The sequence below is a fragment of the Micromonospora sp. BS32 genome (assembly GCF_059089345.1).
This window is the reverse complement of sequence record NZ_JBSSHR010000003.1, coordinates 19,561-43,314: the sequence shown is the minus strand read 5'-3', so window position 1 is coordinate 43,314 and position 23,754 is coordinate 19,561. Positions and strand designations below refer to the sequence as shown.

At 73.9% G+C, this 23,754-nt stretch carries 22 protein-coding genes and 1 pseudogene; 15 read left to right on the top strand and 8 right to left on the bottom strand.

Going from position 1 to position 23,754, the window contains the following annotated elements:
* Window positions 1–78: 78 nt before the first annotated feature.
* Window positions 79–603, top strand: coding sequence for a DinB family protein (locus AC5RWQ_RS05690; protein ID WP_494281680.1), 525 nt, complete (start codon window positions 79–81; stop codon window positions 601–603).
* A 128-nt stretch (window positions 604–731) separates the two neighbouring features.
* Here the strand turns inward: AC5RWQ_RS05690 and AC5RWQ_RS05685 are convergent, their stop codons facing one another.
* Window positions 732–1,079 carry a histone-like nucleoid-structuring protein Lsr2 gene (locus tag AC5RWQ_RS05685; protein WP_494281679.1) on the bottom strand — a complete coding sequence of 116 codons (348 nt, stop codon included), beginning with the start codon at window positions 1,077–1,079 and terminating at the stop codon, window positions 732–734.
* A gap of 258 nt (window positions 1,080–1,337) precedes the next feature.
* Between AC5RWQ_RS05685 and lon the strand changes: the two genes are divergently transcribed.
* Complete coding sequence (gene lon, locus AC5RWQ_RS05680; RefSeq protein ID WP_494281678.1) at window positions 1,338–3,674, top strand: endopeptidase La; 2,337 nt, start codon at window positions 1,338–1,340, stop codon at window positions 3,672–3,674.
* 81 nt (window positions 3,675–3,755) lie between these two features.
* Here the strand turns inward: lon and AC5RWQ_RS05675 are convergent, their stop codons facing one another.
* Window positions 3,756–4,244, bottom strand: a complete 489-nt coding sequence (locus tag AC5RWQ_RS05675) for a MarR family winged helix-turn-helix transcriptional regulator (protein ID WP_494281677.1) — start codon at window positions 4,242–4,244, stop codon at window positions 3,756–3,758.
* 111 nt (window positions 4,245–4,355) lie between these two features.
* On the opposite strand from AC5RWQ_RS05675, the gene AC5RWQ_RS05670 reads away from it, so the two are divergent.
* The gene (locus AC5RWQ_RS05670) at window positions 4,356–4,727 is read left to right on the top strand and encodes a DoxX family protein (RefSeq protein ID WP_494281676.1); all 372 of its coding nucleotides are present in this window, start codon (window positions 4,356–4,358) and stop codon (window positions 4,725–4,727) included.
* A 55-nt stretch (window positions 4,728–4,782) separates the two neighbouring features.
* On the opposite strand, the gene AC5RWQ_RS05665 is transcribed toward AC5RWQ_RS05670, so the two are convergent.
* Both AC5RWQ_RS05665 and AC5RWQ_RS05660 read right to left on the bottom strand, forming a co-directional pair.
* Entirely contained in the window at window positions 4,783–6,507 is a 1,725-nt protein-coding gene (locus AC5RWQ_RS05665) for a DEAD/DEAH box helicase (protein ID WP_494281675.1), read from the bottom strand.
* A 68-nt stretch (window positions 6,508–6,575) separates the two neighbouring features.
* Entirely contained in the window at window positions 6,576–7,415 is an 840-nt protein-coding gene (locus AC5RWQ_RS05660) for a hypothetical protein (RefSeq protein WP_494281674.1), read from the bottom strand.
* Window positions 7,416–7,548: 133 nt separating this feature from the next.
* Between AC5RWQ_RS05660 and AC5RWQ_RS05655 the strand changes: the two genes are divergently transcribed.
* The 3 genes from AC5RWQ_RS05655 to AC5RWQ_RS05645 are packed head-to-tail and all read left to right on the top strand — an operon-like array spanning window position 7,549 to window position 9,845.
* Window positions 7,549–8,700, top strand: coding sequence for a sensor histidine kinase (locus AC5RWQ_RS05655; RefSeq protein ID WP_494281673.1), 1,152 nt, complete (start codon window positions 7,549–7,551; stop codon window positions 8,698–8,700).
* Complete coding sequence (locus AC5RWQ_RS05650; protein ID WP_334492182.1) at window positions 8,697–9,302, top strand: response regulator transcription factor; 606 nt, start codon at window positions 8,697–8,699, stop codon at window positions 9,300–9,302. Before AC5RWQ_RS05655 ends, AC5RWQ_RS05650 begins: the two co-directional genes overlap by 4 nt.
* An 18-nt stretch (window positions 9,303–9,320) precedes the next feature.
* Window positions 9,321–9,845 carry a 2'-5' RNA ligase family protein gene (locus tag AC5RWQ_RS05645; RefSeq protein ID WP_494281672.1) on the top strand — a complete coding sequence of 175 codons (525 nt, stop codon included), beginning with the start codon at window positions 9,321–9,323 and terminating at the stop codon, window positions 9,843–9,845.
* A gap of 69 nt (window positions 9,846–9,914) precedes the next feature.
* Here the strand turns inward: AC5RWQ_RS05645 and AC5RWQ_RS05640 are convergent, their stop codons facing one another.
* The gene (locus tag AC5RWQ_RS05640) at window positions 9,915–12,143 is read right to left on the bottom strand and encodes a glycoside hydrolase family 43 protein (RefSeq protein ID WP_494281671.1); all 2,229 of its coding nucleotides are present in this window, start codon (window positions 12,141–12,143) and stop codon (window positions 9,915–9,917) included.
* A 134-nt stretch (window positions 12,144–12,277) separates the two neighbouring features.
* On the opposite strand from AC5RWQ_RS05640, the gene AC5RWQ_RS05635 reads away from it, so the two are divergent.
* From AC5RWQ_RS05635 to AC5RWQ_RS05610, 6 genes and pseudogenes are all read left to right on the top strand, one after another.
* Entirely contained in the window at window positions 12,278–13,015 is a 738-nt protein-coding gene (locus AC5RWQ_RS05635) for an ArsR/SmtB family transcription factor (RefSeq protein WP_494281670.1), read from the top strand.
* Between the two features lie 76 nt (window positions 13,016–13,091).
* Window positions 13,092–14,069: a cytochrome P450 family protein gene (locus tag AC5RWQ_RS05630; RefSeq protein WP_494281669.1), complete on the top strand. Its 978-nt coding sequence runs from the start codon at window positions 13,092–13,094 to the stop codon at window positions 14,067–14,069.
* Window positions 14,066–14,869 carry an isocitrate lyase/PEP mutase family protein gene (locus tag AC5RWQ_RS05625; protein ID WP_494281668.1) on the top strand — a complete coding sequence of 268 codons (804 nt, stop codon included), beginning with the start codon at window positions 14,066–14,068 and terminating at the stop codon, window positions 14,867–14,869. Before AC5RWQ_RS05630 ends, AC5RWQ_RS05625 begins: the two co-directional genes overlap by 4 nt.
* Before the next feature lie 91 nt (window positions 14,870–14,960).
* Window positions 14,961–15,929: a DUF5715 family protein gene (locus AC5RWQ_RS05620; RefSeq protein WP_494281667.1), complete on the top strand. Its 969-nt coding sequence runs from the start codon at window positions 14,961–14,963 to the stop codon at window positions 15,927–15,929.
* Window positions 15,930–15,934: 5 nt separating this feature from the next.
* A complete protein-coding gene (locus AC5RWQ_RS05615) occupies window positions 15,935–17,536 on the top strand; it encodes an asparagine synthetase B family protein (RefSeq protein ID WP_494281666.1) in 1,602 nt (533 codons plus the stop codon).
* A gap of 104 nt (window positions 17,537–17,640) precedes the next feature.
* Window positions 17,641–18,333 (top strand): annotated as a pseudogene (locus AC5RWQ_RS05610) (MerR family transcriptional regulator).
* 56 nt (window positions 18,334–18,389) lie between these two features.
* On the opposite strand, the gene AC5RWQ_RS05605 reads toward AC5RWQ_RS05610, so the two are convergent.
* A complete protein-coding gene (locus AC5RWQ_RS05605) occupies window positions 18,390–19,232 on the bottom strand; it encodes an alpha/beta fold hydrolase (protein ID WP_494281665.1) in 843 nt (280 codons plus the stop codon).
* A 272-nt stretch (window positions 19,233–19,504) separates the two neighbouring features.
* Here AC5RWQ_RS05605 and AC5RWQ_RS05600 point away from each other — a divergent pair, with 272 nt between their 5' ends.
* Window positions 19,505–19,849, top strand: coding sequence for a VOC family protein (locus AC5RWQ_RS05600; RefSeq protein ID WP_494281664.1), 345 nt, complete (start codon window positions 19,505–19,507; stop codon window positions 19,847–19,849).
* Window positions 19,850–20,095: 246 nt separating this feature from the next.
* Here the strand turns inward: AC5RWQ_RS05600 and AC5RWQ_RS05595 are convergent, their stop codons facing one another.
* Window positions 20,096–20,317, bottom strand: coding sequence for a DUF2188 domain-containing protein (locus AC5RWQ_RS05595; protein ID WP_494281663.1), 222 nt, complete (start codon window positions 20,315–20,317; stop codon window positions 20,096–20,098).
* A 117-nt stretch (window positions 20,318–20,434) separates the two neighbouring features.
* On the opposite strand from AC5RWQ_RS05595, the gene AC5RWQ_RS05590 reads away from it, so the two are divergent.
* Window positions 20,435–21,433, top strand: a complete 999-nt coding sequence (locus tag AC5RWQ_RS05590; protein WP_494281662.1) for a carcinine hydrolase/isopenicillin-N N-acyltransferase family protein — start codon at window positions 20,435–20,437, stop codon at window positions 21,431–21,433.
* Between the two features lie 56 nt (window positions 21,434–21,489).
* Here the strand turns inward: AC5RWQ_RS05590 and AC5RWQ_RS05585 are convergent, their stop codons facing one another.
* Entirely contained in the window at window positions 21,490–22,938 is a 1,449-nt protein-coding gene (locus AC5RWQ_RS05585) for an LVIVD repeat-containing protein (RefSeq protein WP_494281661.1), read from the bottom strand.
* A 139-nt stretch (window positions 22,939–23,077) separates the two neighbouring features.
* On the opposite strand from AC5RWQ_RS05585, the gene AC5RWQ_RS05580 reads away from it, so the two are divergent.
* Complete coding sequence (locus tag AC5RWQ_RS05580) at window positions 23,078–23,752, top strand: DUF305 domain-containing protein (RefSeq protein ID WP_494281660.1); 675 nt, start codon at window positions 23,078–23,080, stop codon at window positions 23,750–23,752.
* The last annotated feature ends 2 nt before the right edge of the window (window positions 23,753–23,754 follow it).

Genomic DNA, 23,754 nt, shown 5'->3' with positions numbered 1-23,754 from the left:
CGTCGCTACGGTCTCCCGGGCCCGGCGTCGGGTAACCGGATCCGGTGACAGGGCTACCGTCCCGCGTACGGTCGGGGCATGTCGAACCACCGTTTCCCGGTCCTCCTCGACGGTCCCCACAACCTGGTCGACGACCCGCGGGAACTGCTCGTCGGATATCTGGACTGGTATCGCGACGCCCTGGACCGCAAGACCGCCGGCCTCGATGAGGCGGCGCTACGGGTCCCGGTGGCCGGCCTGGACTGGTCGCCACTGGGTCTGGTGCAGCATCTCGGCTGGGTGGAGCGGCGCTGGATCCGGTGGGGCTTCGCCGCGGAGCCGGTCGCGCCGTGCCCGCCCGGCGACGAGGACGCCGAGTGGCGGATCGACGGGCGGTCGGCGGAACAGGTGTGGCAGGCGTACCGGGCCGAGGTGGCGCAGACCCGACGGATCATCGAGGGCGTCCCGCTGACCCGGACGGCCCGGCTCGGCGGCCGCTTCTCCTCGGCCACGCACGCGCCGTCGCTCGGGCGGATCCTGTTCCACCTGTTCCAGGAGTACGCCCGGCACGTCGGGCAGCTCGACGTGGCCCGTCAGCTCATCGACGGTACGACGGGGGAGTGAGCCACCCGGCCGTCGTCTTCGCCGGCGCACGGACGGGGGAAAATTGTGAGCGGTACGAAAAGCGCCGGGGCCGGCGCTGATTTCCCAGCGTGACCCCGGCCTGCCGGATCGTGACCCGCCCGACGCGGTCAGCGGTTCTTCCACGCCTCCACGACGGAGACCGGGATGCGCCCGCGCTCGGAAATCTCGTAGCCGTTCTTGGTGGCCCATTCCCGGATGGCCCGGTTCTGCTCGCGGTCCATTCCCGAGACGGCCGGGCGGCCGGGACGACGGGCCGGACGGGCGGTCTCCACCGCGCCGCGACCCATCCGACGGCCAGCGTCGATGTACGGGTCCAGCGCCTTGCGGAGGACGCCGACGTTCTCGTCGGAGAGATCGATCGTGTATGCCGCCCCGTCCAGGCTGAACTCGACGGTCCGATCGGCCTTTCCGCCGTCGAGGTCGTCGGTCAGAACGGTGATTACTTTCCTTGCCATCGCCATTACTCCCTGTGTCGGGCGGGGTGTGGCTAAGAGTTTGACCTATCCGCCCGTTATTCCGCAACAATATGCGTCGCTTTCATTTGGCGGGTCGCGCCCAATGATGGGAAAACCGTGGCCGGCCAATCGCTGTCCGCGCTGGCGGCGGCCCCACCCCGGATGCGCCGGGCGTGTCCTGGGTCACAGCTCGGAACAAGGGGCACGCTTTGTGACTTGAGTGAGACACGCTCAACCCAACGCGATAGCAGGTGTTCGATGGCAACTCTTCCGGTACTTCCACTGACCGACGCCGTCCTGCTGCCCGGCATGGTCATCCCGGTGACTCTTGACCCGACCACCCAGGCCGCGGTCGACGCCGCGCGCGCCACCGGCGACAAGAAGCTTCTCGCCGTGCCCCGCCTCGACGGCGAGTACGGCCCCGTCGGCGTGATCGCCACCATCGAGAAGGTGGGCCGGCTGCCCGACGGCGAGCCCGCCGCCGTCGTGCGTGGTCTGTCCCGGGCCCGGATCGGCTCCGGCGTCCCCGGACCCGGCGCCGCCCTCTGGGTCGAGGCGACCGCACTCGACGAGCCCGCCCCGGCCGGTCGGGCCCGGGAACTCGGCCGCGAGTACCGCGCGCTGATGACCTCGGTCCTCCAGCAGCGCGGCGCGTGGCAGGTCATCGACGCCATGGAGCGGATGACCGACCTCTCCGAGCTGGCCGACGCGGCCGGCTACGCGCCCTGGCTCAGCCTGGCGCAGAAGACCGAACTGCTCGCCGCGCCGGACGTCACCGCCCGGCTGGAGCTGCTGGTCGGCTGGGTGAAGGACCATCTGGCCGAGCAGGAGGTCACCGAGCAGATCAACAGCGACGTCCGCGAGGGGCTGGAGAAGTCCCAGCGGGAGTTTCTGCTCCGCCAGCAGCTTGCCGCGATCCGCAAGGAACTCGGCGAGGACGAGCCGGACGGCTCCGCCGACTACCGGGCCCGGGTCGAGGCCGCCGAGCTGCCCGACACGGTGCGCGAGGCGGCGCTGCGCGAGGTCGGCAAGCTGGAGCGGGCCAGTGACGCCTCCCCGGAGGCGGGCTGGATCCGTACCTGGCTCGACACCGTCCTGGAAATGCCGTGGAGCACGCGTACCGAGGACAACACCGACCTCGGCGCGGCCCGCGCGGTGCTGGACGCCGACCACGCCGGCCTGACCGACGTGAAGGACCGCATCCTGGAGTACCTCGCGGTGCGCAACCGGCGCGCCGAGCGCAACCTCGGCGTGGTCGGCGGTCGCGGCTCCGGCGCGGTGCTCGCCCTCGCCGGCCCGCCCGGCGTCGGCAAGACCAGCCTCGGCGAGTCGGTCGCCCGGGCGCTGGGCCGCAACTTCGTGCGGGTCTCCCTCGGCGGCGTCCGGGACGAGGCGGAGATCCGCGGCCACCGGCGTACCTACGTCGGTGCGCTGCCCGGCCGGATCGTCCGCGCCCTGCGCGAGGCCGGCTCGATGAACCCCGTCGTACTCCTCGACGAGGTCGACAAGCTGGCCGCCGGGTACGCCGGCGACCCGGCCGCGGCGCTGCTCGAGGTCCTCGACCCGGCGCAGAACCACACCTTCCGGGACCACTACCTGGAGGTCGACCTCGACCTGTCCGACGTGCTCTTCCTGGCCACCGCCAACGTGGTGGAGTCCATCCCCGGCCCGCTGCTGGACCGGATGGAACTGGTCGCCCTGGACGGCTACACCGAGGACGAGAAGGTCGCCATCGCCCGGGACCACCTGCTGCCCCGGCAGCGGGAGCGGGCCGGGCTGACCGCCGACGAGGTGACGATCGCCGACGAGGCGCTCGCCCGGATCGCCGGCGAGTACACCCGGGAGGCCGGCGTCCGGCAGCTGGAGCGCGGCCTGGCCAAGATCCTACGCAAGGTCGCGGTCGCCCTGGCGTCCGACCCTGCGCCGGTCCGGGTGGACACCGGTAACCTGGCCCGCTACCTGGGCCGGCCGAAGTTCACCCCGGAGTCGGCGGAGCGGACGGCGGTGCCCGGCGTGGCGACCGGCCTGGCGGTCACCGGCGCCGGCGGCGACGTGCTCTTCATCGAGGCCACCAGCATGGAGGGCGAGCCGGGACTGACCCTGACCGGGCAGCTCGGCGACGTGATGAAGGAGTCGGCGCACATCGCGCTGTCGTACCTGCGGTCCAACGGGCGACGGTTCGGCATCGACCCGAACGTCCTCGCCGGGCGGCGGATCCACGTCCACTTCCCGGCGGGCGCGGTGCCCAAGGACGGCCCCAGCGCCGGCATCACCATGGTCACCGCGCTGGCGTCACTGGTGACCGGCCGGCCGGTCCGTCCCGAGTTCGGGATGACCGGCGAGGTGACCCTGTCGGGTCGGGTGCTGCCGATCGGCGGGGTGAAGCAGAAGCTGCTCGCCGCCCACCGGGCCGGCCTGACCGAGGTGGTCATCCCGGCCCGCAACGAGCCGGACCTGGACGACCTGCCGGCCGAGGTCCGGGAGGCGCTGACCGTGCACACGCTGGCCGACGTCGCCGACGTGCTCGCCCTGGCGCTGCGCCCGGCCGACGTCGACGCGGAGACGCTCGGCGGGCAGGCGCTCAGCGCGGCCTGATCCCGACGCGTCGAGGCCCCCGGTCGAGAAGACCGGGGGCCTCGACGTACCCGGGGGGTGTGCCGCGCCGGTGCGGGACCGTCAGCGCGGTTCGGCGCGGTCCGGGCAGCCCCCGGGCGTGGGGAGTCGGGCCAGTAACGCGCCGGTGATCTCTCCGAGCTGCGCGACCTGCTCGGCGGTGAGCGCGTCGAACACGAGCGCGCGGACCTGCGCCACGTGGCCGGGCGCGGACGCCACCAGATGGGCGTGGCCGGCGTCGGTCAGCACGGCGACGGATCCCCGGCCGTCGTCGCCGGCCCGCTCGCGGCGGACCCAGCCGCGCCGCTCGAGCCGCCCCACCAAGTGGGACAGCCGGGACTGCGAGCCGTTGACCAGCGCGGCCAGCTCGCTCATCCGGCGGGATCGACCGGGGGTCTCGGAGAGCATCGCCAGCACGCCGTAGCCGAAGTGGGTGAGGTCGGCGTCGCGCTGCAACTGGGTGTCGAGTGCGGCCGGAAGCAGGGTCAGCACGGCGAGGGTGCGCAGCCAGGTCTCCTGCTCGTCCTCGCTCAGCCAGCGGGTCGACTCCATGACGTCCAGCCTAACCGGTACTTGACGCTTCAACTAACATGCCCGTAGCGTGTACTTGAAAGGTCAAGTAAACGGCCGCCCCGGCGGCACCCCCTCGGAGGCGGCAAAGCCATGAACCTGTTCCTATGGATCCTGCAGATCCTGCTCGCGGCGGTCTTCGCCGGCGCGGGGCTGACCAAGCTGACCCAGCCCAAGGAGAAGCTCCTCGACCGGATGGCCTGGGTCCGCGACGTGCCGCTCACCCAGGTGAAGGCGCTCGGCGCGGCCGAGGTGCTGGCCGCACTCGGGCTGATCCTGCCCGGCCTGACCGGCATCGCCACCGTGCTCACCCCGCTCGCCGCCGTCGGGCTGGTCATCGTGATGGTCGGCGCGATCGTGGTGCACGGCCGCGCGAAGGAGACCCCGGCTGTCGCGGTGACCGTCGTGCTGCTGATCCTGGCCGCGATCGTCGCCTGGGGACGCTTCGGGCCGTACCCGCTCTGAGACGCGCGACGGCCCGCGCACCCGGTGGGGTGCGCGGGCCGTCCGGCGTCCTGGGTCAGCGGCCCTCGCCGCCGCGGTCCCGGCGCACCGTCGTCCTGCGGCCCTTGATCGTGCTGCCGCGCAGCCCATCGATCACCTCGTCGGCCACCCCCACCGGCACCTCCACCAGGGAGAACCGGTCCGCGATCTCGATCGAGCCGATGTCCCGCCCGTTCAGGCCGGTCTCCCCGGTGATCGCCCCCACCAGGTCCTGCGGGCGGACGCCCGCGCGCCGGCCCAGCCCGATGAACACCTGCGTGGTGTTGCCACCCGTACGCGGCCGGGCCCCGCCGCCCCGCCGCTCACCGCCACGGCCCTCGTACCCCGGCCGGGTCTCCCGCTGCGGGCGGACCGCGACCTGCGGGATCTCCTCCTCGTCGTCGCCGCCCGGCGAGGTCGCCTCGTGGGCCAGCTTCACCGCGGCGAGGGCGACCTCGATGATGTCGAACTCGTCGGTCAACGACTCCACGATCACCCGGTACGAGTCGAGGTCGTCCTCCAGCAGGCTCTCCCGCAGCGCCGCCTGGGTCAGCTCCAACCGGCGGGTCCGCATGTCCGCCAACGTGGGGATCTTGTCGATGGCGATCCGCTGCCCGGTGACCCGCTCGATGGTCTTGAGCATCCGGTGCTCGCGCGGCTCGGCGAGGGTGATCGCCACGCCCTCCCGACCGGCCCGACCGACCCGGCCGATCCGGTGCACGTACGACTCCGGCGCCGACGGCACGTCGTAGTTCACCACGTGGGTGAGCTGCTCGATGTCCAGCCCGCGGGCCGCCACGTCGGTGGCCACCAGCAGGTCGGCGGTGCCCGACCGGAGCCGGCCCATCACCCGGTCCCGTTGCTCCTGGCTCATCCCGCCGTGCAGGGCCTCCGCCCGGTAGCCCCGGCCGTTCATCGTCTCGGTGAGCCGGTCCACCTCCTCCCGGCTGCGGCAGAAGACGATCGCCGCGGTCGGCGACTCCACGTCCAGCACCCGGCCCAGGGCAGCCGGCTTGTGCCCCCGGGCGACGATGTAGGCGCTCTGCCGCACCCGGGGCGCCTCGCCGGCCACCGCCCGCTCACGCTCGATCTGGATGCGCTGCGGGTCGGTCAGGTGCTTGCGGGCCAGCCCGTCGATCCGGGACGGCATGGTCGCCGAGAAGAGCACCGTCTGCCGCTGCGCCGGGGCGTGCTCCAGGATCGCCTCGATGTCCTCGGCGAAGCCCATGTCGAGCATCTCGTCCGCCTCGTCCAGCACCACCGTGGTCACGTCGCCCAGCCGCAGGGTGCCCCGGGCGATGTGGTCCAGCGCCCGGCCCGGGGTGGCCACCACCACGTCCACGCCCATGTCCAGCGCCCGCAGCTGCCGGCCGATCGGCTGGCCGCCGTAGATCGGCAGCACCCGGGTGCCCAGGTCCTTGCCGTAGCGGTGGAACGCCTCGGAGACCTGGACGGCCAGCTCCCGGGTGGGCACCAGCACCAGCGACACCGGGTCACCGCCGCGGCGGCCGTCCGGCATCCGCTGCAGCAGCGGCAGCGCGAACGCGGCCGTCTTGCCGGTGCCGGTGGCCGCCTGGCCGAGCAGGTCGCGACCGGCCAGCAGCAGCGGGATCGCCTCGCGCTGGATCGGGGTCGGCTCCTCGTAGCCGAGCGCGCTCAGCGCCCCGAGCAGCTCGGCGCGCAGGCCGAGATCCGCGAAGGCGGTCGCCTCGTCGGGGTCGCCGGGGGTGGTGGGTTCGATCGGTGCGGGTGCGGAACTCATGGCCAAAGCTTTTCATCACCCGTGCCGGCCCGCTCCGCCGACCGGCACAACCGTCGCCCACGCCACCCTCACCCGACGATGGTGAGCACGGTGGTGACGCCGATCACCACGTCCAGGACGGCACACCACTCGGCGTATCCGCGCGGCACCACCGCGCCCCGCCGGTGGTGGGCCAGGTCCCACCCGGCGTGCCCGAGCCACCCGGCGGCCACCAGCCAGGCCGCCGGGCCGTCGCCCGCCAGCGCCGCCAGCGCCGCCAGCGCGGACCAGCCCGCCAGGCCGCCCAGTTGCGTCCGCAACAGGCCGGGGGTCCGCCACTGCCGGCGCACGGTGCCGATCACCAGGTACCCGGCGGGCAGCACCAGCAGGGCCCACGGCGGGAGGATCACCGGGGCGACCCAGTTGTCGACCGTCATCAGCAGGGCCAGCCCGGTGGGCCAGCGGCGGACGACCGCGGCGACCACCGGGCGCCGGGCCGGCGGCACCGGGTGGTGGTGCCGGTGCCGCACCGCCACCAGCACCATCGCCGGGACCATCAGCAGGTGGCCGCCGAGCATCAGGGCCTCCCCGCCGAGCAGCCCGGCGGCGTAGGGCGCCAGCAGCACCAGGAACGGGACGTACATGGCGGCGACCATCTCGGCGGTCGCCCGGTTCCCGTGCCCGCGGTGCCACATCCACGCCGCCATCCCGATCGACATGTCGGTCGCCATCACCAGTGCGGCCACCGCCGGGCGGCCCAGCGTGCCGGAGAGCCCCAGCGCCGCGCCGGCCGCCCGCCAGAGCGGCCCGAGCAGCAGCATCCCGACCAGCATGGCCACGGTCATCTCGGCCAGGTGCCGCAGTAGCCGGCGCCCGGGGCGGTCCGCGGGGACCGGCGGGGACCAGGGTACGGAGAGCGTTTCGGTCATGCCCCGACCCTGCCGCCCGGCGGCGCGCCCGGACAGGTGTGATCGTCACGATCGAGGCATGCGGAATCCACGCCGGTCCCGTGACATTCCGCAGGGGGCACCCGCCACGTCACGGGCCCTAGGATCGGCGGACATGACGGTCGGCGCGGCGGAGGTGGACCGGCGGCTGCGCCGGGCCCGGCAGCTGACCCTGGTGTCCCTTGTCGCCGGCCTCTGGACCAGCCTCGTGCTACCCGGTGTCGGGCTGGTCCGGGAGACCGACCCGGCCCTGGCGGTGTGCGGCATCGCCGGCATCGCCGTCTTCGTCGTCGCGCAGACCGCCGTCTCGTACGCGGCCGTCACGCCCTGGCTGGCCCCGGCCTGGCGGCACCGGTCCCACCTCGGTCTCGGCGTCGCCGCGGTGGCGAGCCTGCCGCTGGTCGGGCCGGTGGCGGCCGGCGCCTGGCCGACCTGGGCCTGGCTGGGCGCGTCACTGGTCGGGATGGCCCCGCTGCTGCTCCGGCCGGTGCCCGCGCTCGCCGCGGCCGCGACGACCGTCGCCGCCTCCGGCGCGGTGGCCTTCTGGGCCGGAGGCCAGGTCGGCCGCCATCTGATCATCACGGGTGGGATCGGCACCTCGATCGCGGTGGTGAACCGGTTGCAGCTGTGGTTCTGGGACGTTCTGGTCGAGGCCCGGCAGGGGCAGGCGGCCCGGGCCCGGCTGTCCGCCGCCGAGGAGCGGCTGCGCTTCGCCCGGGACGTGCACGACCTGCTCGGACAGGACCTCACCGTGATCGCGTTGAAGGCGGAGCTGGCGGCCCGACTCGCGGCGGTGGACGCCGTGCGGGCCGGCCGTGCGGCGGCCGAGGCGCAACGGCTCGCCGGGTCCGCGCTGCACCGGCTCCGCGAAGCCGTGCACGGCTACCGCGCGGTCGACCTGACCGAGCAGCTCGCCGCGCTGGCCGAGGTGCTCCGCTCGTGCGGAGTGCGGTGCACCGTCGTACCGCTGGACGAGGAGCTGCCCGCCGCCGTCGCCACGGAGCTGGCGGCGGTGCTGCGGGAGGCGGGGACGAACGTGCTGCGGCACAGCCGGGCGGGCTGGTGCCGGATCGAGATGACCCGGGAGGGTGGCGTGGCCACGATGACGATCCGCAACGACGGGGCCGGCGACGGCTCCGGCCCCGACGCCCACAGCCACGGACTGCGCGGTCTGGCCGAGCGGCTGGGCGCGGTCGGCGGCACGGTCCGTGCCGGTCGGGAGGGTGACGTCTTCACCCTCACCGCGACCGCGCCGGTCGCCTCGTGATCCGGGTGCTGCTCGCCGACGACGAGGAGTTGATCCGGCAGGCCCTCGCCGCGCTGCTGGCCCTGGAGCCGGACCTGGAGGTGGTGGCCCAGGCCGGCGACGGGCGGGCGGCGCTGGACGCGGCGCGGGCCCACCGCCCGCACGTCGCCGTGGTCGACCTGGAGATGCCGCCGCCCGGCGGCATCGCGCTCGCCGCCGAGTTGGGGCGGGCGCTGCCGGGCTGCGCGGTGGTGATCCTGACCGGCCACGGCCGCCCCGGCCACCTGCGCCGGGCGCTGACCGCCGGTGCCCGCGGCTTCCTGGCCAAGGGCGCCCCGGGCGGGGCGCTCGCCGACGTGATCCGCCGGGTCCACGCCGGAGCGCGGTACGTCGACCCGACGCTGGCCGCCGACGCGCTGACCCAGCCGGACTGTCCGCTCACCCCGCGGGAGCTGGAGACCCTGCGGCTGGCCGAGTACGGCACCCCGGTGGCGGTGATCGCCCGGCGTACCGGTCTGGCCGCCGGTACGGTCCGCAACCATCTGACGGCGTGCGTGCAGAAGATGGGGGCGGCCGACCGGGCCGAGGCGGTCCGGATCGCCCGGGCGGCGGGCTGGCTGTGAGCGGTTAGCCTGGCGGTCGTGCGTACGGTCGAACTGCTCTGCTCCCCGCCGCTGGAGCGGACCGTCCGCGCCGCGTGGGACCGGTTGGCCGCCGCCGGCCTGCCCAGCCTGGCCCGCAACACCCACCCGACCAACCGGCCGCACCTGACGGTGGCCTCGGTCGAGGAGTTCCCGCCGGGCGCGGCCGCACGCCTCGCCGACCTCCTCGACGCGGCCCTGCCCCTGCCGGTACGCCTCGACCGGGTCGCGGTGCTCGACGGCAGCGCGCCGCTGGTCTGGCTGGTCCGGCCGACACCGGAGCTGACCGCGCTGCACGCCGCCGTCTGGGACGTCCTCGCCGACGCCGACGGGCAGAACCCGTGGCACGCGCCGGGACGGTGGATCCCGCATCTGAGCCTGGCGCTGCGGTTCCGGGACAACGACCGGCGGTTGGCGCGGGCCGTCGCGGGTGGCGACCGGCCGGCGGGGGAGTTCGTGGCGGCGCGCAGCTACGACGGCGAGACCCGGACCGTCAGCCGGCTCGGCGGCACCGCCGCACCCTGACGCCGCGCCGCCGCCCACCCCTGGGGGTGAGCGGCGGCGGGTGGCCGCCCGACGTGGCGGCCGGGTGGATCAGCCGTAGAAGCGGAGGTAGTCGAACTCCGCGGTCACCGGCGGCTGGGCGCCGCCGTGCGCGACCAGGCCGACCCGCGGGGTGGTGTCGGCCGGGAACGTCCACACCCCGCCCCACGTCCAGCTCTTTCCGTCCCGGCTGGAGCCGGCCCGGAACTCGTGCTCGCCGGTGGCCGGGTCGACCCGGTGCGCGAGCCGCAGCCAGGTGGTGGTGGCCGGGGGGCCGACGATGTTGCCGCCGTAGACGGGCTGACCGGCGAAGGGCAGCTCGTAGCCGTACTCGACCTGGCGGGTGTTCCAGATGGCCACCTGGGCCAGCCGGGCGAACCGGTCGTCGTCGACGTACGCGACCAGCCCGGCCTGCTGGTAGTTGCGGACGGTCTCCTCGCCCAGGTTCAGGGTCACCTTCGTCTCGACCACGTAGTCGCCGGTCGGGGCGTCGCGCAGCAGCACCCCGGCGGTGTTGCCGGTGCCGGTCAGGTCGGCGCCCTGCACCGGCCAGCGCAGCGCGCCGCCCGAGACGCTGGCCGCCGGGTCCTCGCGGACCCATCGCCAGGCGGCGTCGAGGCCGTCGGTGAAGTCGTCGGAGTACGCCGGCAGGAGCGCGCCTACCCGGGGTCCGGCCGCCGCCTGCCGTACCGGCCGGTACAGCCGGGCGACGCTGACGTTGTCGAACTCGGCGTCGCCACCGGTGGCGGCGAGGGTGAGCCGGCCGACCACCGGCCGGTCCAGCCGCAGCGACACCGTGGCGAGCTGGTCGCCGAGCCGGGCCGGGCTCAGTTCGGCGACGAGCTGCCGTCCCCGGATCTCCACGGCCAGGTTGTGCCGGTCGGCGGGGGTGAACCCGGCCGGCAGCGGGGCGCTGGCGCTGCGGCCGCCCTGCTCCCCGGCGACCAACCGGCCGGCGGCGGCGTCGACCCGGACGTCGACCCGGTCCAGGGTGAGCCCGGCCGAGGTCGCGCCGGTGAGCCGCAGGTCGGCCTCCGCGCGCACGTCGCCGCCGGTCACCGTACGGCTGGTGAGCGCGCCGGTGCCGGTGAGCCGGCCGTCGGTGACCCGCCAGCCGCCAGTCTTCCCCCGCCAGCCGGTGAGCGCGGCGGAGTCGAAGCGGGCGTCGAGGCGGGCGGTGGTGACCGGCGCGGGGCGGGCGCCCTCGGACGGTCCGGCGCCGGCGTTGACGGTGGGCCAGCCCCCGACCCAGTCGAGCCGGTCGATCAGCATCGGCCGCTCGTTGATGCCGAACGGCTCGTCCAGGTACGGGTCGGCCCGGTCGATCGCGTGGTAGACGATCCAGTCCTGCCCGGACAGGTCGGTGAGGAAGCCGTTGTGCCCGGTGCCGATCCAGCGGTTGCCGTTCTGGGTGAGCACCGGGGTGCCGCCGGCCCGCGACGCGGTGAGCGGCACGCCGTCCCGGTCGAGGAACGGCCCGCGCGGGCTGGTCGACCGTCCGACGTGGATGGAGTAGCCGGTGGCCGGGCCGGCGCAGCAGTTCGCGGTGGAGGCGAAGAGGTAGTACCAGCCGTCGTGGCGCAGCACGTAGCTGCCCTCGAACTTGTTGTCGATGGCGACCAGGGTGGGCGTGCCGACCGCGCGCAGCCCGTCGGCGGAGAGCTCGGTGACCGAGACGCCGCCGTAGTAGCTGCCGTAGTACAGGTACCTCGTGCCGTCGACGTCGGTGAACTGGGACGGGTCGATGGTCCAGAGCCAGCCGCCGCCGCCACCGGGGCGGGGGGCCACGACCGGCTGGTCGGCGAAGGTCCACGGCCCGGCGGGGGTGGGCGCGGTGGCGGCGCCGATCGCGAAGTCACTGCCCTCGGGCGAGACGGTGGTGTCGGTGACGGTCACGTACATGACCCAGTGGTCGCCGACCCGACGGACGTCGGGGGCCCAGAAGGCCGCGCCGGGGGCGGCGTAGGCGGGGCGCTGGTCGGGGCCGAACGCGTCACCGAGGAACGTCCAGTCGACCAGGTCGGCCGAGCGGGCGGTGGGCACCCGGTGGAACTTTTTCTCGCCCTCGCGGAGCGGGTCGGTGGTGCCGTAGGCGTACCAGAAGCCGTCGTCGCCGCGGACGACGACGGGGTCGGCGAAGGTGTCGGCGAATCCGGCGGAGACCGGGTTCCGGTATCGGGTGGTGGCGTCGGCCCCGGCGGCGGCCGGCGCGGACGCCGTCGCTGTCAGCAGCAGACCGAGTACGACGGCGAGCGCGCCGCCGCGGCGGAGATGACCCATCAGACCTGCCTCGGGTGGTGTCGGTTGGGCGGTGGTGCGTCATTCCGTCCGTTTCTACAACGATGGATACAACGTTGTAAAGAGTTCGACACCGATGGGTCACCCCCGCACCGTCGCCGTGCGACGATTCCCGGATGACCGAAGCCGCCCCCGACGGTCGACGGCTGGCCGACCTCGCCGCCCTGCTCGCCGACGGCACCCGGGCCAGTTTCTGCCTGGCCCTGCTCGACGGCCGCGCCTGGACGGCCGGGGAACTGGCGCGCGGCGCCGGGGTGGCCGCCTCCACCGCCAGCGACCATCTCACCCGGCTGGTCCGCGGCGGGCTGCTGGTCGAGGAGCGCCAGGGGCGGCACCGCTACGTCCGGCTGGCCGGCCCGGCGGTGGCGCAGCTGATCGAGGACCTGGCCGGGCATGCTCCGGCCGGCCCCAGTCCGGCCCGGTCGTTGCGCGCCGTCACCGCCGACGCCGCGCTCGCGCACGCCCGTACCTGCTACGACCACCTGGCCGGGCGGCTCGGCGTCCGGCTGCGCGACACGCTGCTGGCCCGCGGCCTGCTCGGCCAGGCCGACGGCCTGGCGCTGACCCCGGCCGGGCGGGAGTGGCTGGCCGAGTTCGGCGTGGCGCCCGTCCCGCCGCGCAGCCGGCGGCCGCTGGTGCGCGACTGCCTGGACTGGACCGAACGCCGCCCGCACCTGGGCGGTTCGCTCGGTGCGGCCCTCTGCCACCGCTTCGCCGAGCTGGGCTGGACCAGCCCGGGCGCCGGCCGTGCCGTCCGGGTCACCCCGGCCGGGCTGGCCGGGTTCGGCGGGCTCGGCCTACGCCCGGACGAGCTGGTGCCGGCTCGCCGCGACGGCGGCAGCGGCCGCGCCTGAGCGGGCCCGGCCACCGCCCCGAGGCGCGGGCACACTTCGGCCGGGAGCGAAGGGATTCGCCCCTAGCGTGTGACCGGTGATCGACCTGTCCAGCCTGATCGCCCCCGCCCCCGGCACGCCACCGTGCCGGCCACCGACCCGCGACGCCGACGGCGTCTGGCTGGTGACCCGGCACGCCCACGTGCGCGCCGTGCTCACCGACCCCGCGTTCGGGGTCCCCGAGGCGCCGCCCGGACCGCCCGGCACCCTCGCCTGGTTGCGGGGAAACGTCGCCCGGTTCAGCTCCCCTCGGCGGCACCCGGGGCGGCGGGCCCTCGCCGTGGCCACCCTGGCCGGCCTCGACCCAGATCTGCTGCGTCGGGACGCCGCCCGGCTCACCGCCACCCTGGACCCGCCCGCGACGGTCGCCCCCGCCGCCGGGGGACCGGTCGCCGGTCCGCCGGACGTCGCGGGCGCGCCGGCCCGGGGCGTACCCGTGCGGGTGCTGGCGGGGCGGCTCGGCCTGGCCGACCCGGTGGCCGCCGGGCCGGCGGTGGCGGCCGTCGCCGCCGCCTATCAGCCCGGCGCGGACGAGACGGCCGTCCGGCGCGCCGACGAGGCGGTGGCGGCGCTGGTGGCGATGTCGCCGCCCGGCCCGCCGGAGGCCGTGGCGAACCGGATCGGCCTGCTGGTCCAGGCCTGCGCCGCCACCGATTCGCTGATCGTCACGGCCGCCCGGTACGCCGCCACGCTGCCGGCGTCGGTGCCCACCGAGGTGCTGCTGGCCGAGGTGCTCCGCCTCGACCCGCCGGTACGGGCGACCCGCCGCGTCGCGGGCGCCGGTGCCGCGGTGGCCGGACATCCGGTTCCGGCGGGTGCCACCGTGCTGCTCCGCTTCGACGCCGCGAACCGGGACCCGGCGTGCCGTTCCGGCCCGGACGGTTCGGTGCGGCCGACGTCCTTCGGCGTCGGCGAGCACGGCTGCCCCGGCGAGCGGCATGCCCTCGCCCTGGCCGCCGGCATCGTGGACGTGCTGCGCGCGGCCCCCCGCCTGATGGCGGGGAGGACCCGATGAACCGGAGCGCCGCGTTCCGCGCCCTGCACCGCCCCGGCCGGCCGCTGCTGCTGCCGAACGCCTGGGACCACGCCTCCGGCGCCGTGCTCGCCGACGCCGGACATCCCGCGATCGGCACCACCAGCCTCGGCGTGGCCGCCGCCGGCGGGAAACCGGACGCGGCGGCGGCCACCGCGCCCGAGACGCTGCGGCTCGCGGCGCTGCTCGTCCGGCTGCCGGTGCTGGTGACCGTCGACGTGGAGGCGGGCTTCAGCGACGACCCGGACGAGGTGGCGTCCTACGTCGCCGAGTTGGCCGGGCTGGGCGTGGTCGGGATCAACCTGGAGGACGGCCGACCCGACGGGACCCTGGCCGACCCGGCACTGGTGGCCGCGAAGATCGAGGCGGTCAAGGCCCGGGTGCCGGACCTCTTCGTCAACGCCCGCACCGACGCCTGGTGGCTCGGCCTGCCGGAACCGCTGGCGGAGGCGCTGCCCCGCGCCCGGGCGTGGCGGCGGGCCGGCGCGGACGGCCTCTTCGTCCCGGGCGTCGCCGACCCGAATGCCGTCCGGGCCCTGGCGGCGGGGACCGACGCGCCGCTCAACGTGCTGTACCAGCCCGGCGGGCCGGGGCTGGACGCCCTCGGCCGGCTCGGGGTGGCCCGGGTCAGCACCGGCTCGCTGCTGTTCCGCGCCGCGCTCGCCGCGGTGCTCCGGACCGCCGCGGCGGCGCGCGACGGCGGGGAGCCGGACCCGGCCGTGCCGTACGCCGAGGTGCAGCGGCTGAGCGAGGGCGCGATCGGAGAAATTGGTCGCCCTTAGAGGTAGATGGGAGGATTGCTCGCTCTTTGCCTGTTCCGGGTGCTTACGGTCGGTTCGACCGCAGGGTGTCGTACGGGGAGAGGACCCGATCATGCGCGTGCCCAGCCGAAGCTCCGGCCAGCACATCGGCCCGTCCGTCGCCTCGCCCGCGCCCGCCCGCCGGTCGCCCGCCCGCGGTACGGCCCGGCCCCCGGCCCCCGCCGCCCCCGACCTGACCGCCTACCGGCAGGCCGTCGCGGAGCTGCTGGTCGAGGTCGGCGCGCTCGCCGACGCGACCTCCGCCCCGGCCCGCCAGGTCCTGCTCGACCAGCGCCTGCGCGAGCCCGCCATCGCCGCGGTGCTCGACGCCACCTCGCAGGGATTCATCGGCGCCCGCGAGACCCTGCTGCTGGAGATCGCCCGCTACCAACCCAACGGGCGCACCTCGGCGAGCGACCTGACCGCGCTGGTCCGGATCTACCTGCTCTCCCGGATCGACGTGATGTGGTGGCGCGACGCGCCCACCTTCCTCACCGACGAGCAGGTCCACGCCCACCCCGACCTGGTCGACCTGGAGTGGCTGCGGCGGCGCGGCCTGATCGGCTTCCGCTACCGGGAACAACCCGCGACGGTGGTCGGCCGGGGCCTGCGCGCGATGCACCGCCGGCTGCGACCGGACGCCAGCCCGCGTACCGCCGGGCTGAAGTTCCGCCGGGCCCGGCGTGAGGTCGTGGCACTGCTGAACGACCTCGCCCGCGAGTTCGACCGGGCCACCCCGGCGGCCACCCCGCCGCTCTGGGTGACCAGCCTGGTCCGCAGCGCCGAGCACCAGCACCAGCTGCGCCGCCTCGGGTACGCGGCGATGGTCCCCAGTGGCCACTGCCTCGGCTGGGCCGTCGACGTGGAGATGGACTGGTTCGACCGGTTCGGCGCGCGGGACACCCTCGCCGGGATCCTGCTCGCCCGGCAGGCCGCCGGCGAGCTGAACGTGATCGACGAGGGCCAGGCCTGGCACGTCTGCCTCGCGCCCGACGCACGGGCCCGGCTGCGCGCGGCGTACGAGGCCGAGATGGGGGCCTGAGGCCGATGTGCGGCATCGCGCTCAGCGTCGGCCCGGAGGCCGATCCGGCGATCTTCCGCGGGATGCTCGCCACCCTCGCGTCCCGCGGCGAGGTGACCGAGACCCGGCAGGAGGCCGGCCTGCTCACCGGCGTACGGCGGCTGCCGATCGTGGACCGGGAACGGGCCGTGCAGCCGTGGACCTCGCCCGACGGGCGCCACGTCCTCTGCTACAACGGCGAGGTCTTCAACCACCACGAACTGCGTCGGGAGCTGGCCCGGGACGGATACCCCTTCGTCAGCGAGAGCGACACCGAGGTGGTGCTCGCGGCCTTCCTGCGCTGGGGCGAGGAGGCCGTGCACCGGCTGCGTGGGGAGTGGGCCCTAGCCCTGGTCGAGCGGGCCACCGGCCGGGTCTACCTGGCCCGCGACCCGCTCGGGGTCAAGCCGCTGTACTGGGCCAGGACGCCGGGCTGCCTGCACGTCGCGTCGGAGGTCAAGGCGCTGGTCGGCCAGCACGTCCCGATCGGCGAGGTGCCGCCCGGCCACCACGGCTGGGCCGACCCGGACGGCCGGGTGCGGCTGCGGCCGTACCTGGACCTGCTCACCCTCGGCGACGGACTGCCGATCATCGACGACCCGGACGAGGCCGCCCTGCTCGTCCGCGTCGCGCTCACCGACAGCATCCGGATGCGGGTGGACACCGACCTCACCGTCGGGGTGGTGCTCTCCGGCGGGCTGGACAGCTCGCTCGCCCTGCTGCACGTGCGCGACATGCACCCGGACTGTGTGGCGGTGACCGTCGGCGTGCCGGGCAGCCCCGACGTCGCGTACGCCCGGCGGCTCGCCGCCGACCTCGGCGTGCCGCATGAGGTGGTGGAGCTGCGCCCGCGCGACGTCCGGCTGGCCGACGTGCGGGAGGCGATCCGGATCTCCGAGCTGACCGAGTACGGCGACATCATCAACGCGGTGGTCTCCGTGCCGATCTTCCGCCGGCTGCGCGAGCTCGGGATCAAGGTGGTGCTCACCGGCGACGGCTCCGACGAGCTGTTCGGCGGGTACCCGATGTACCACCAGGTCGGGCCGGCGCACGCCCGGCGGCTCGTCCTCCACAAGATCCGCAACCTCTGCCGGACGGAGTTGCAGCGGGTCGACCGGGCCAGCATGGGCCACGGGGTGGAGGCGCGGGTGCCCTTCCTCGACCTCAGCGTGGTGGAACTGGCGATGCGGCTGCCGCTCGCCCTCAAGCTCCGCGAGGGTCAGGAGAAGTGGATCGTCCGGCGGGCCTTCGCCGACGTGCTGCCGGACTACATCCGGCGCCGGCCGAAGAACCCCATGTCGTACTCGTCCGGCCTGCACGAGCGGGCCCGCCTCTACAAGCCGTTCTTCGCCCGGCTGCACCGGTCGTTCGGCTACGACCTGCTGGAGCCGGTCCGTCGGGACTTCGACACCGTGCTGACCCGCTGCGGCAACGACCTGGATGCCGCGATCGCCGACGGGCTGGCCCGCCCGGACTACACCGTGCTGGAACACGCGCGGGACCTGGTCGGCGCGGCGAGGTGGAACGCCGCGCCACTGGTCCGCCGGCTGGTCGGGCCGCGCCCGCACCGGCGCGCGCCGGTGCGGTGAGCGCGGCTGCCCGCGCTTGACTCTGACACCGTGTCAGGGCCGACCGTGGAGGGACCAAGTTCACCATCGGAGACTTCGCCAGACTCGGCCGGGTGTCGGTGCAGATGTTGCGCCACTACGACGCCATCGGGCTGCTGCGTCCCGCCACCGTCGACCCGCGCAGCGGGTACCGGTACTCCCGCGCCGAGCAGCTGCGCCGGCTCGGTCAGCTGCTCGCCCTCAAGGACTGGGTCTCACCCTGGCCCAGGTCCGGGCGGTCCTCGACGACACCGTCGACACCGTTGGGCTGCGCGGCATGCTGATGTTGCGGCGCGCGCAGCTGCAGGAGCAGGTGGCGGCGGACACCGCCCGGCTGGCCGTGATCACGGCGCGGCTCCGAATGATCGACTCGGAGGGTCGGATGACCAGCGAGAATGTCGTACTGAAGGAACTTTCGCCGGTGCGGGTCGCGGAGCTGACCGGGATCGCCCGCAGCTACGCGCCCCGGACATCAGCCCGGTGATCCAGCCGCTCTACCCGGAGCTGATCCGCCGGCTCGAGGTGGCTCAGCTGCGCCCGAGCGGACCCGGGGCTCGCCTGGTACGAGCCGGTGGAGGGAGACGACGACGCGATCCTGGTGCACGCCGACCCTGCTGGCGCTCGCCGTCTGGATCGAGGAGAACGGCTGGCGGGCCGCCGGCTTCGCCCGCGAGCTCTACCTGGACTACTCCCAGGAGGCGCCGGAGAAGGGCGTCACCGAGTGCGCAGGGAGAGGGGTGTCGTGGTGGCGGAGATGCTGGCCGGACGGCTGCACGTGATCGAGCGGGCGCTGCGGATGGAGTCGGTAGCCCCACCGCACCGGCGAGCGGCGCGGTCAACCGGCGCTCAGGACGAGTTCGGCGGTCCGCTCCGGCTGGTCGATCTGCACAAAATGGCTCGCATTCGGCAGCAGGTGGAGGTCGGCGCGGGGGAAGAGCTCCGCGAAGCGGCGCGCGACCCGTGGATTGAGGGAGCGGTCCTCCGTGCCGAAGACCACCCGCACCGGCCTGTCGAACCGGCGCAGGTCGGGTATCCGGCGCCGGCGGATCAGCACGGTGCCGAGCAGGTCATCGTTGAGCCGCCAGAACGCCGGCTGGGCCGCGGTGAAGGAGTCGTACAAGAGGTTCACCACCGGGTCCCTGCGTTGGTCGTCCGAGATGAACCTGCCGACCTGCCAGTTGTACAGGCGCCGAGCGAGGTCCGACCCACGGCCGGCCAGCCTCCGGGCTGCGTTGCGCAGCAGCGGAGTTGAGTACAGCGCGATGACGGGTGGTCGGCGCAGCGCCATCGTCTGGTGGTAATAGGTGTTGAGCAACACCAGCGCGGCGACCCGGTGCGGATACAGCAGCGCCCAGTCGATCGCCGGTGGCCCGGACGCGTCGTGGGCCACGAGCACGACCTGCTCCAGCCCGAGGTGGTCGATCACCGCCGCGAGGTCGCCGGTCATGTTGTCCGCCGTGTACGGGTAGCCGTCGGGCTTGTCCGAGCGGCCCCAGCCGAGGAAGTCGAACCGGACGACCCGCCGATCGCCGAGGTGCGGCATCAGCTCGTCGTAGAGGTGCAGGTTGTCGGGAAAGCCGTGCAGCAGCACCACCGGCACTCCCTGGCTGCCGGTCACCTCGGCATGCAGCAGGTGCCCGGCCCGGGGGACCTTGAATGTCTCGCGTACCGCTGCCATTCGACTCCGATCGCCCTGACCTGAACCGACGCTAGCCCGGGAATCGGGCGGCCCGGGTGGAAACGTGCCACTGCCAGGCGCGGGAGTGACATCCCGGCGCCTGGCAGTGCTGACGGTCAGCCTCGTCCTGCCACTGGCTGAGCTGCGACAACGCGCGAAGAGATCATCGGGCACATGGCTCCCGGTGCCGACAGTTGGGGCGGCACGAGCAGCGGCGGCATTTCTGGCAAGATTGGCGTTGCCATGCCGGACCTCAGCATTATGGTCGGTGAATGATCAATGGTGCTCATGTGATCATCTACAGCCGCGACCCAGAGGCGGACCGCGCCTTCTTCCGGGACACGCTCGGCTACCACCACGTCGACGCCGGCCATGGCTGGCTCATCTTCAAGCTCCCGCCGGCCGAGCTCGCCATGCACCCGACCGAGGGCGAGCCAGCCCACGAACTCTTCCTCATGTGCGACGACGTCGCGGCGACCATGGCCGGCCTGGCCGCGAAGGGCGTCGAGTTCACGATCCCGGTCACCGAGGAGCGGTGGGGGCTGCGCACCGCGCTGCGGCTGCCCGGTGGCGGCGAACTCGGTCTCTACGAACCGCGCCACCCGGTCGCAATCTGACGCGCCGGCTTGGCGGCTCGCCGAGGCCGGCGGAAGGGCAGCCCAGGCAGCAAGAAGGCAGCGAAACCCATAGCAACAACCGTGGCCGGGTATCACCAGATGGCCGCAACCCTGCGCGTGTTGACAGTCCCTGCCACCCAGCCGGAGCCGTTGGTGCCCGCGCAGCCCCTCTTCACGCCGGCGGCGGCCTGCGGGAACCGCCCGCGTACGGATGGTTCCGGCAGGCCGCCGGAGGAGTGGTGCCGCTCAGCCCGCGGGCGGGAACGGGTCGTTCTTGTACGTGTACTCGGTCTCGATCTTCCCGTCGGCGGTGTGCACGACGAGCTGGCTCGGCTCGTTGGCGTGGGCCACCTTGCGCCCCTCCTCGACCGCCGTGTGCTTCGTGTCGTACGAGCCGACGGTCTTGGAGCCCTGCTCGACCTTCCAGCCGCCGCCGGCCGGGATCACGTGGTATTCGGTGCGCTTCATGTGTCGCCTTCCTCTCGTTCGTCCGGATCTCAGGTACCCATGCGCCCGAGCCGGAAAACCGACACCGATGCCGATCGGTGGACAACCGTCGATGCGATGCCCTAACGTCCAGGAAATATGCGGAGGACTCTCCTCGGGGCCGGGACGGCCCTGCTGCTGCTCACCACCGGCTGCGCCGGTGTCGATCCGACGCCGTCGCCGGCCACCTCCGCCGGGGCGCCGACCGCTTCCCGGCAGGACCCGGACCAGGTGGCCCGGACGCTGGCCAGCCTGCGCAGGGTCGACGACCTGCCGCTGTACGAGATGACCTACGTCGGCGGGTACGACCCGACGGTCGGCACCGACGCCACGCCGCAGGCTAGCCCGTTCGGCTGTTCGCTCTTCGCCGCCTCCGGCGATCCGGCCCGGCCGCTGTTCGCCCGCAACTTCGACTGGGACGCCAACCCGGCGATGGTGCTGCGCACCGACCCGCCCGACGGGTACGCCACGGTGTCGCTGGTCGACCTGTCGTACCTCGGGGTGGGGCCCGACCCGACCGGGGACCGGCGGCTGCTCAACGCGCCGCTGCTGCCCTTCGACGGGATGAACGAGCGCGGGCTGGCCGTGGGGCTGGCCGCCGACGACGGGGCGACCGTGACACCGGTGCCCGGCCGCCCGACGGTCGGCTCGGTGCGCATCCTGCGCCTGGTGCTCGACCGGGCCGCGAGCGTCGACGAGGCGGTGGCGCTGTTCGGTCACTACAACCTCGACTTCGACGGCGGGCCGGCGCTGCACTACCTGCTCGCCGACGCGGCCGGCCGGTCGGCGGTGGTCGAGTTCGTCGACGGGACCATGCGGGTGCGCCGCGGCGAGGGGCACTGGCAGGCGCTGACCAACGTGCCGGTGGTGGGCGTGCCGGAGGAGAAGCTCCGCGACGACCACCGCTACGGCGTCATCGCCGCCGCCCTGGAGCGGGCCGGCGCGGTGGTGGACGCCCCGGCGGCGCTGCGGATCCTCGATCAGGTGCGGCAGGGGCACACCCGCTGGTCGGTGACGTACGGGCTGCGCAGCGGTGAGGTCCGGGTGGTACCGGCCAGCGGCGGCGGCGAGCGCCGCTACCAGTTGCCGGTGAGCTGACCGGCGTACGCGGAAGGGCCCGGCCCCGACGGGGACCGGGCCCTTCCGACGTGGCCCTACCAGCTCAGGTAGCCGGCCTGGGTCTGCACGTTCAGCTCGCGGAACCGGACCAGGTTGGCCGACCAGGTCCGCCAGTCGTTGAGCTCCAGCACGTCCAGGCCCTTCTGGATGTCGCTGGAGTAGATGTGCCCGTTGTAGTAGTACGTCGACCAGGCGCCGCCGACGGCGAGCTGGGTGTCCGACAGCGGGCCGCGCTCCCAGAACCCGATCTCCTTCGGCTTGGTCGAGTCGGTGAAGTCCCAGACCGAGACGCCGCCCTGGTACCACGCCTGGACCATGATGTCGTGGCCGAGCACCGGGATCAGCGAGCCGTTGTGCGCCACGCAGTTCTCGGTGTCCGCGTTGACTCGGGGGATCTTGAAGTAGCTGCGGAAGACCATCGTCCGGGCGTCACCGCGGCCGGTGATGTCGTAGATGGCGTCCGCGCCGCGGTTCGGCCCGACCGTCTCGTTGCAGGTGGCCGCGCCGCCGCCGCCGAGCTCGTCGGTGAAGACCACCTTCGTGCCGGTGTTGTTGAACGTGGCCGAGTGCCAGAAGGCGAAGTTCACCGTGTCCCGCACCCGGTTGATCACCCGGGGCGCCTCCCGGTCGGAGATGTCCATCAGGATGCCGTCACCCATGCAGGCGCCGGCGGCCAGGTCCTTGGCCGGGTACGCGGTGATGTCGTGGCAGCCGGTGGTGGCCGAGGTCTGGCCCGGGATGCCCCCGTACCCGCCGTCCGGGAAGAGGTTCGGGGTGGCCACCACGGCCGCGGCGGTCGGGTCCTGCACCGGCACCTTGACGATGGAGATGGAGTCGTGCGGCGGCTGGCAGTCCGGGAACTCGGCCCGCGGGCTGTACGACGAGACGTACAGGTAGACCGAGCGGCGGTCCTTCGCCGGGACCAGCGTGTGGGTGTGCGAGCCGCAGTCGGTCTCCACCGACTTGACGTAGCGCGGGTTGGCCTTGTCGCTGATGTCGAAGACCTTGATCCCCTCCCACGACTCCTTCACCGAGGCCGGCTGCGCGACGCTGTTGCAGGAGTCGTCGGTGCGGGAGGAGTCGGTGGAGAGGAAGAGCAGGTTGCCGTAGATGGAGATGTCGTTCTGCGACCCGGGGCAGAGCACCTGGGACACGATGGTCGGGGCGCTCGGCTTGCCGATGTCGTAGATGACGAAGCCGTTGTAGTTGCCGACGAAGGCGTACCGGCCCTGGAAGGCCATGTCGGTGCCGAGGGAGGCCGGGGTGTCGAACGGCGCCTGCTTCGGCAGGTTGGCGATCTGGCGCAGGTTGGGGCTGCTGGAGATCTCGTCGACGCCGAGCCCGGCGGTCGCGGCGGGCGCCGCCGCCGGGGTTTCCGCGGCGTTGCTCGCCGGGGCGGTGGCGACGGAGGCGACCAGCAGGCCGGCTGCCATCAGGCTGACGATCTTCAACTGCCGTCGTCGGGGCAGGGTGAATTTGATCATCGGCACGACCCTTCGAAAGGGGATGATGATTCAGGACACCTTACCGAGCCACGAGACTCATCGATGTGATCCCGGTCACATCTACGACCTCTCATCAATGGATAGGATCGCTGCGACCTCGACCGGGAGGGGGAGTCGCATGACCGCCCGACGTGGACGGATCCTGCTCGTCGTCACAGTCGCGGCCGTACTTCTGGGAGCCCTGGGATGGGTGCTGCGGCCCGCCGACGAGCCGGAGCCGGTCGGCACCGCCGCCACCGCGACGGCCACCGCCGCGGCCGGCGACCCGACGGTCATCGTGCCCGGCCGGCCGGGGGAGTCCGCAGTGGCCCGCCCCGCCGGCGAGGTCCGCGACGCCGCCCCGCCGAGGTACAACACGCTCGACGTGTGGTTCGTCCGAATGATGATCCCGCACCACCAGCAGGCGCTGGAGATGGCCGCACTCGCCCCCGACCGGGCGGGCAGCCCCCGAATCAAGGCGGTGGCCGACCGGATCCGGGCCGCCCAGGGCCCGGAGATCGGCCTGATGCGCGGCTGGCTCGACACCCGCGGCCTGCCGGCGGAAATCGCCGGCCACGACCACGGCACCATGCGCGGCATGCAGTCGCCGGAGGCGGTCCGCCGGCTGGCCGACGCCCGGGGCGCCGAGTTCGACCGGCTCTTCGTGTCGATGATGACCGCGCACCACGAGGGTGCCGTGGCGATGGCCACCGACCTGCTGAAGGTCGGCGTCGACCAGCAGCTCAACGAGTTCGCCACCTCGGTCGCCACCGAGCAGTCCGTCGAGATCGACCGGATGCGCGCGCTGCTCTAGAG

What these genes read in the sequence shown, in the direction of transcription:
- AC5RWQ_RS05665 (WP_494281675.1), bottom strand. Translation starts at nt 6,507, where the DNA reads ATGAGTTCCGCACCCGCACCGATCGAACCCACCACCCCCGGCGACCCC.
- AC5RWQ_RS05640 (WP_494281671.1), bottom strand. Translation starts at nt 12,143, where the DNA reads ATGGGTCATCTCCGCCGCGGCGGCGCGCTCGCCGTCGTACTCGGTCTG.
- AC5RWQ_RS05590 (WP_494281662.1), top strand. Translation starts at nt 20,435, where the DNA reads ATGCGGAGGACTCTCCTCGGGGCCGGGACGGCCCTGCTGCTGCTCACC.
- lon (WP_494281678.1), top strand. Translation starts at nt 1,338, where the DNA reads ATGGCAACTCTTCCGGTACTTCCACTGACCGACGCCGTCCTGCTGCCC.
- AC5RWQ_RS05585 (WP_494281661.1), bottom strand. Translation starts at nt 22,938, where the DNA reads ATGATCAAATTCACCCTGCCCCGACGACGGCAGTTGAAGATCGTCAGC.
- AC5RWQ_RS05655 (WP_494281673.1), top strand. Translation starts at nt 7,549, where the DNA reads ATGACGGTCGGCGCGGCGGAGGTGGACCGGCGGCTGCGCCGGGCCCGG.
- AC5RWQ_RS05660 (WP_494281674.1), bottom strand. Translation starts at nt 7,415, where the DNA reads ATGACCGAAACGCTCTCCGTACCCTGGTCCCCGCCGGTCCCCGCGGAC.
- AC5RWQ_RS05615 (WP_494281666.1), top strand. Translation starts at nt 15,935, where the DNA reads ATGTGCGGCATCGCGCTCAGCGTCGGCCCGGAGGCCGATCCGGCGATC.
- AC5RWQ_RS05685 (WP_494281679.1), bottom strand. Translation starts at nt 1,079, where the DNA reads ATGGCAAGGAAAGTAATCACCGTTCTGACCGACGACCTCGACGGCGGA.
- AC5RWQ_RS05690 (WP_494281680.1), top strand. Translation starts at nt 79, where the DNA reads ATGTCGAACCACCGTTTCCCGGTCCTCCTCGACGGTCCCCACAACCTG.
- AC5RWQ_RS05600 (WP_494281664.1), top strand. Translation starts at nt 19,505, where the DNA reads ATGATCAATGGTGCTCATGTGATCATCTACAGCCGCGACCCAGAGGCG.
- AC5RWQ_RS05580 (WP_494281660.1), top strand. Translation starts at nt 23,078, where the DNA reads ATGACCGCCCGACGTGGACGGATCCTGCTCGTCGTCACAGTCGCGGCC.
- AC5RWQ_RS05620 (WP_494281667.1), top strand. Translation starts at nt 14,961, where the DNA reads ATGCGCGTGCCCAGCCGAAGCTCCGGCCAGCACATCGGCCCGTCCGTC.
- AC5RWQ_RS05595 (WP_494281663.1), bottom strand. Translation starts at nt 20,317, where the DNA reads ATGAAGCGCACCGAATACCACGTGATCCCGGCCGGCGGCGGCTGGAAG.
- AC5RWQ_RS05670 (WP_494281676.1), top strand. Translation starts at nt 4,356, where the DNA reads ATGAACCTGTTCCTATGGATCCTGCAGATCCTGCTCGCGGCGGTCTTC.
- AC5RWQ_RS05675 (WP_494281677.1), bottom strand. Translation starts at nt 4,244, where the DNA reads ATGGAGTCGACCCGCTGGCTGAGCGAGGACGAGCAGGAGACCTGGCTG.
- AC5RWQ_RS05625 (WP_494281668.1), top strand. Translation starts at nt 14,066, where the DNA reads ATGAACCGGAGCGCCGCGTTCCGCGCCCTGCACCGCCCCGGCCGGCCG.
- AC5RWQ_RS05635 (WP_494281670.1), top strand. Translation starts at nt 12,278, where the DNA reads ATGACCGAAGCCGCCCCCGACGGTCGACGGCTGGCCGACCTCGCCGCC.
- AC5RWQ_RS05605 (WP_494281665.1), bottom strand. Translation starts at nt 19,232, where the DNA reads ATGGCAGCGGTACGCGAGACATTCAAGGTCCCCCGGGCCGGGCACCTG.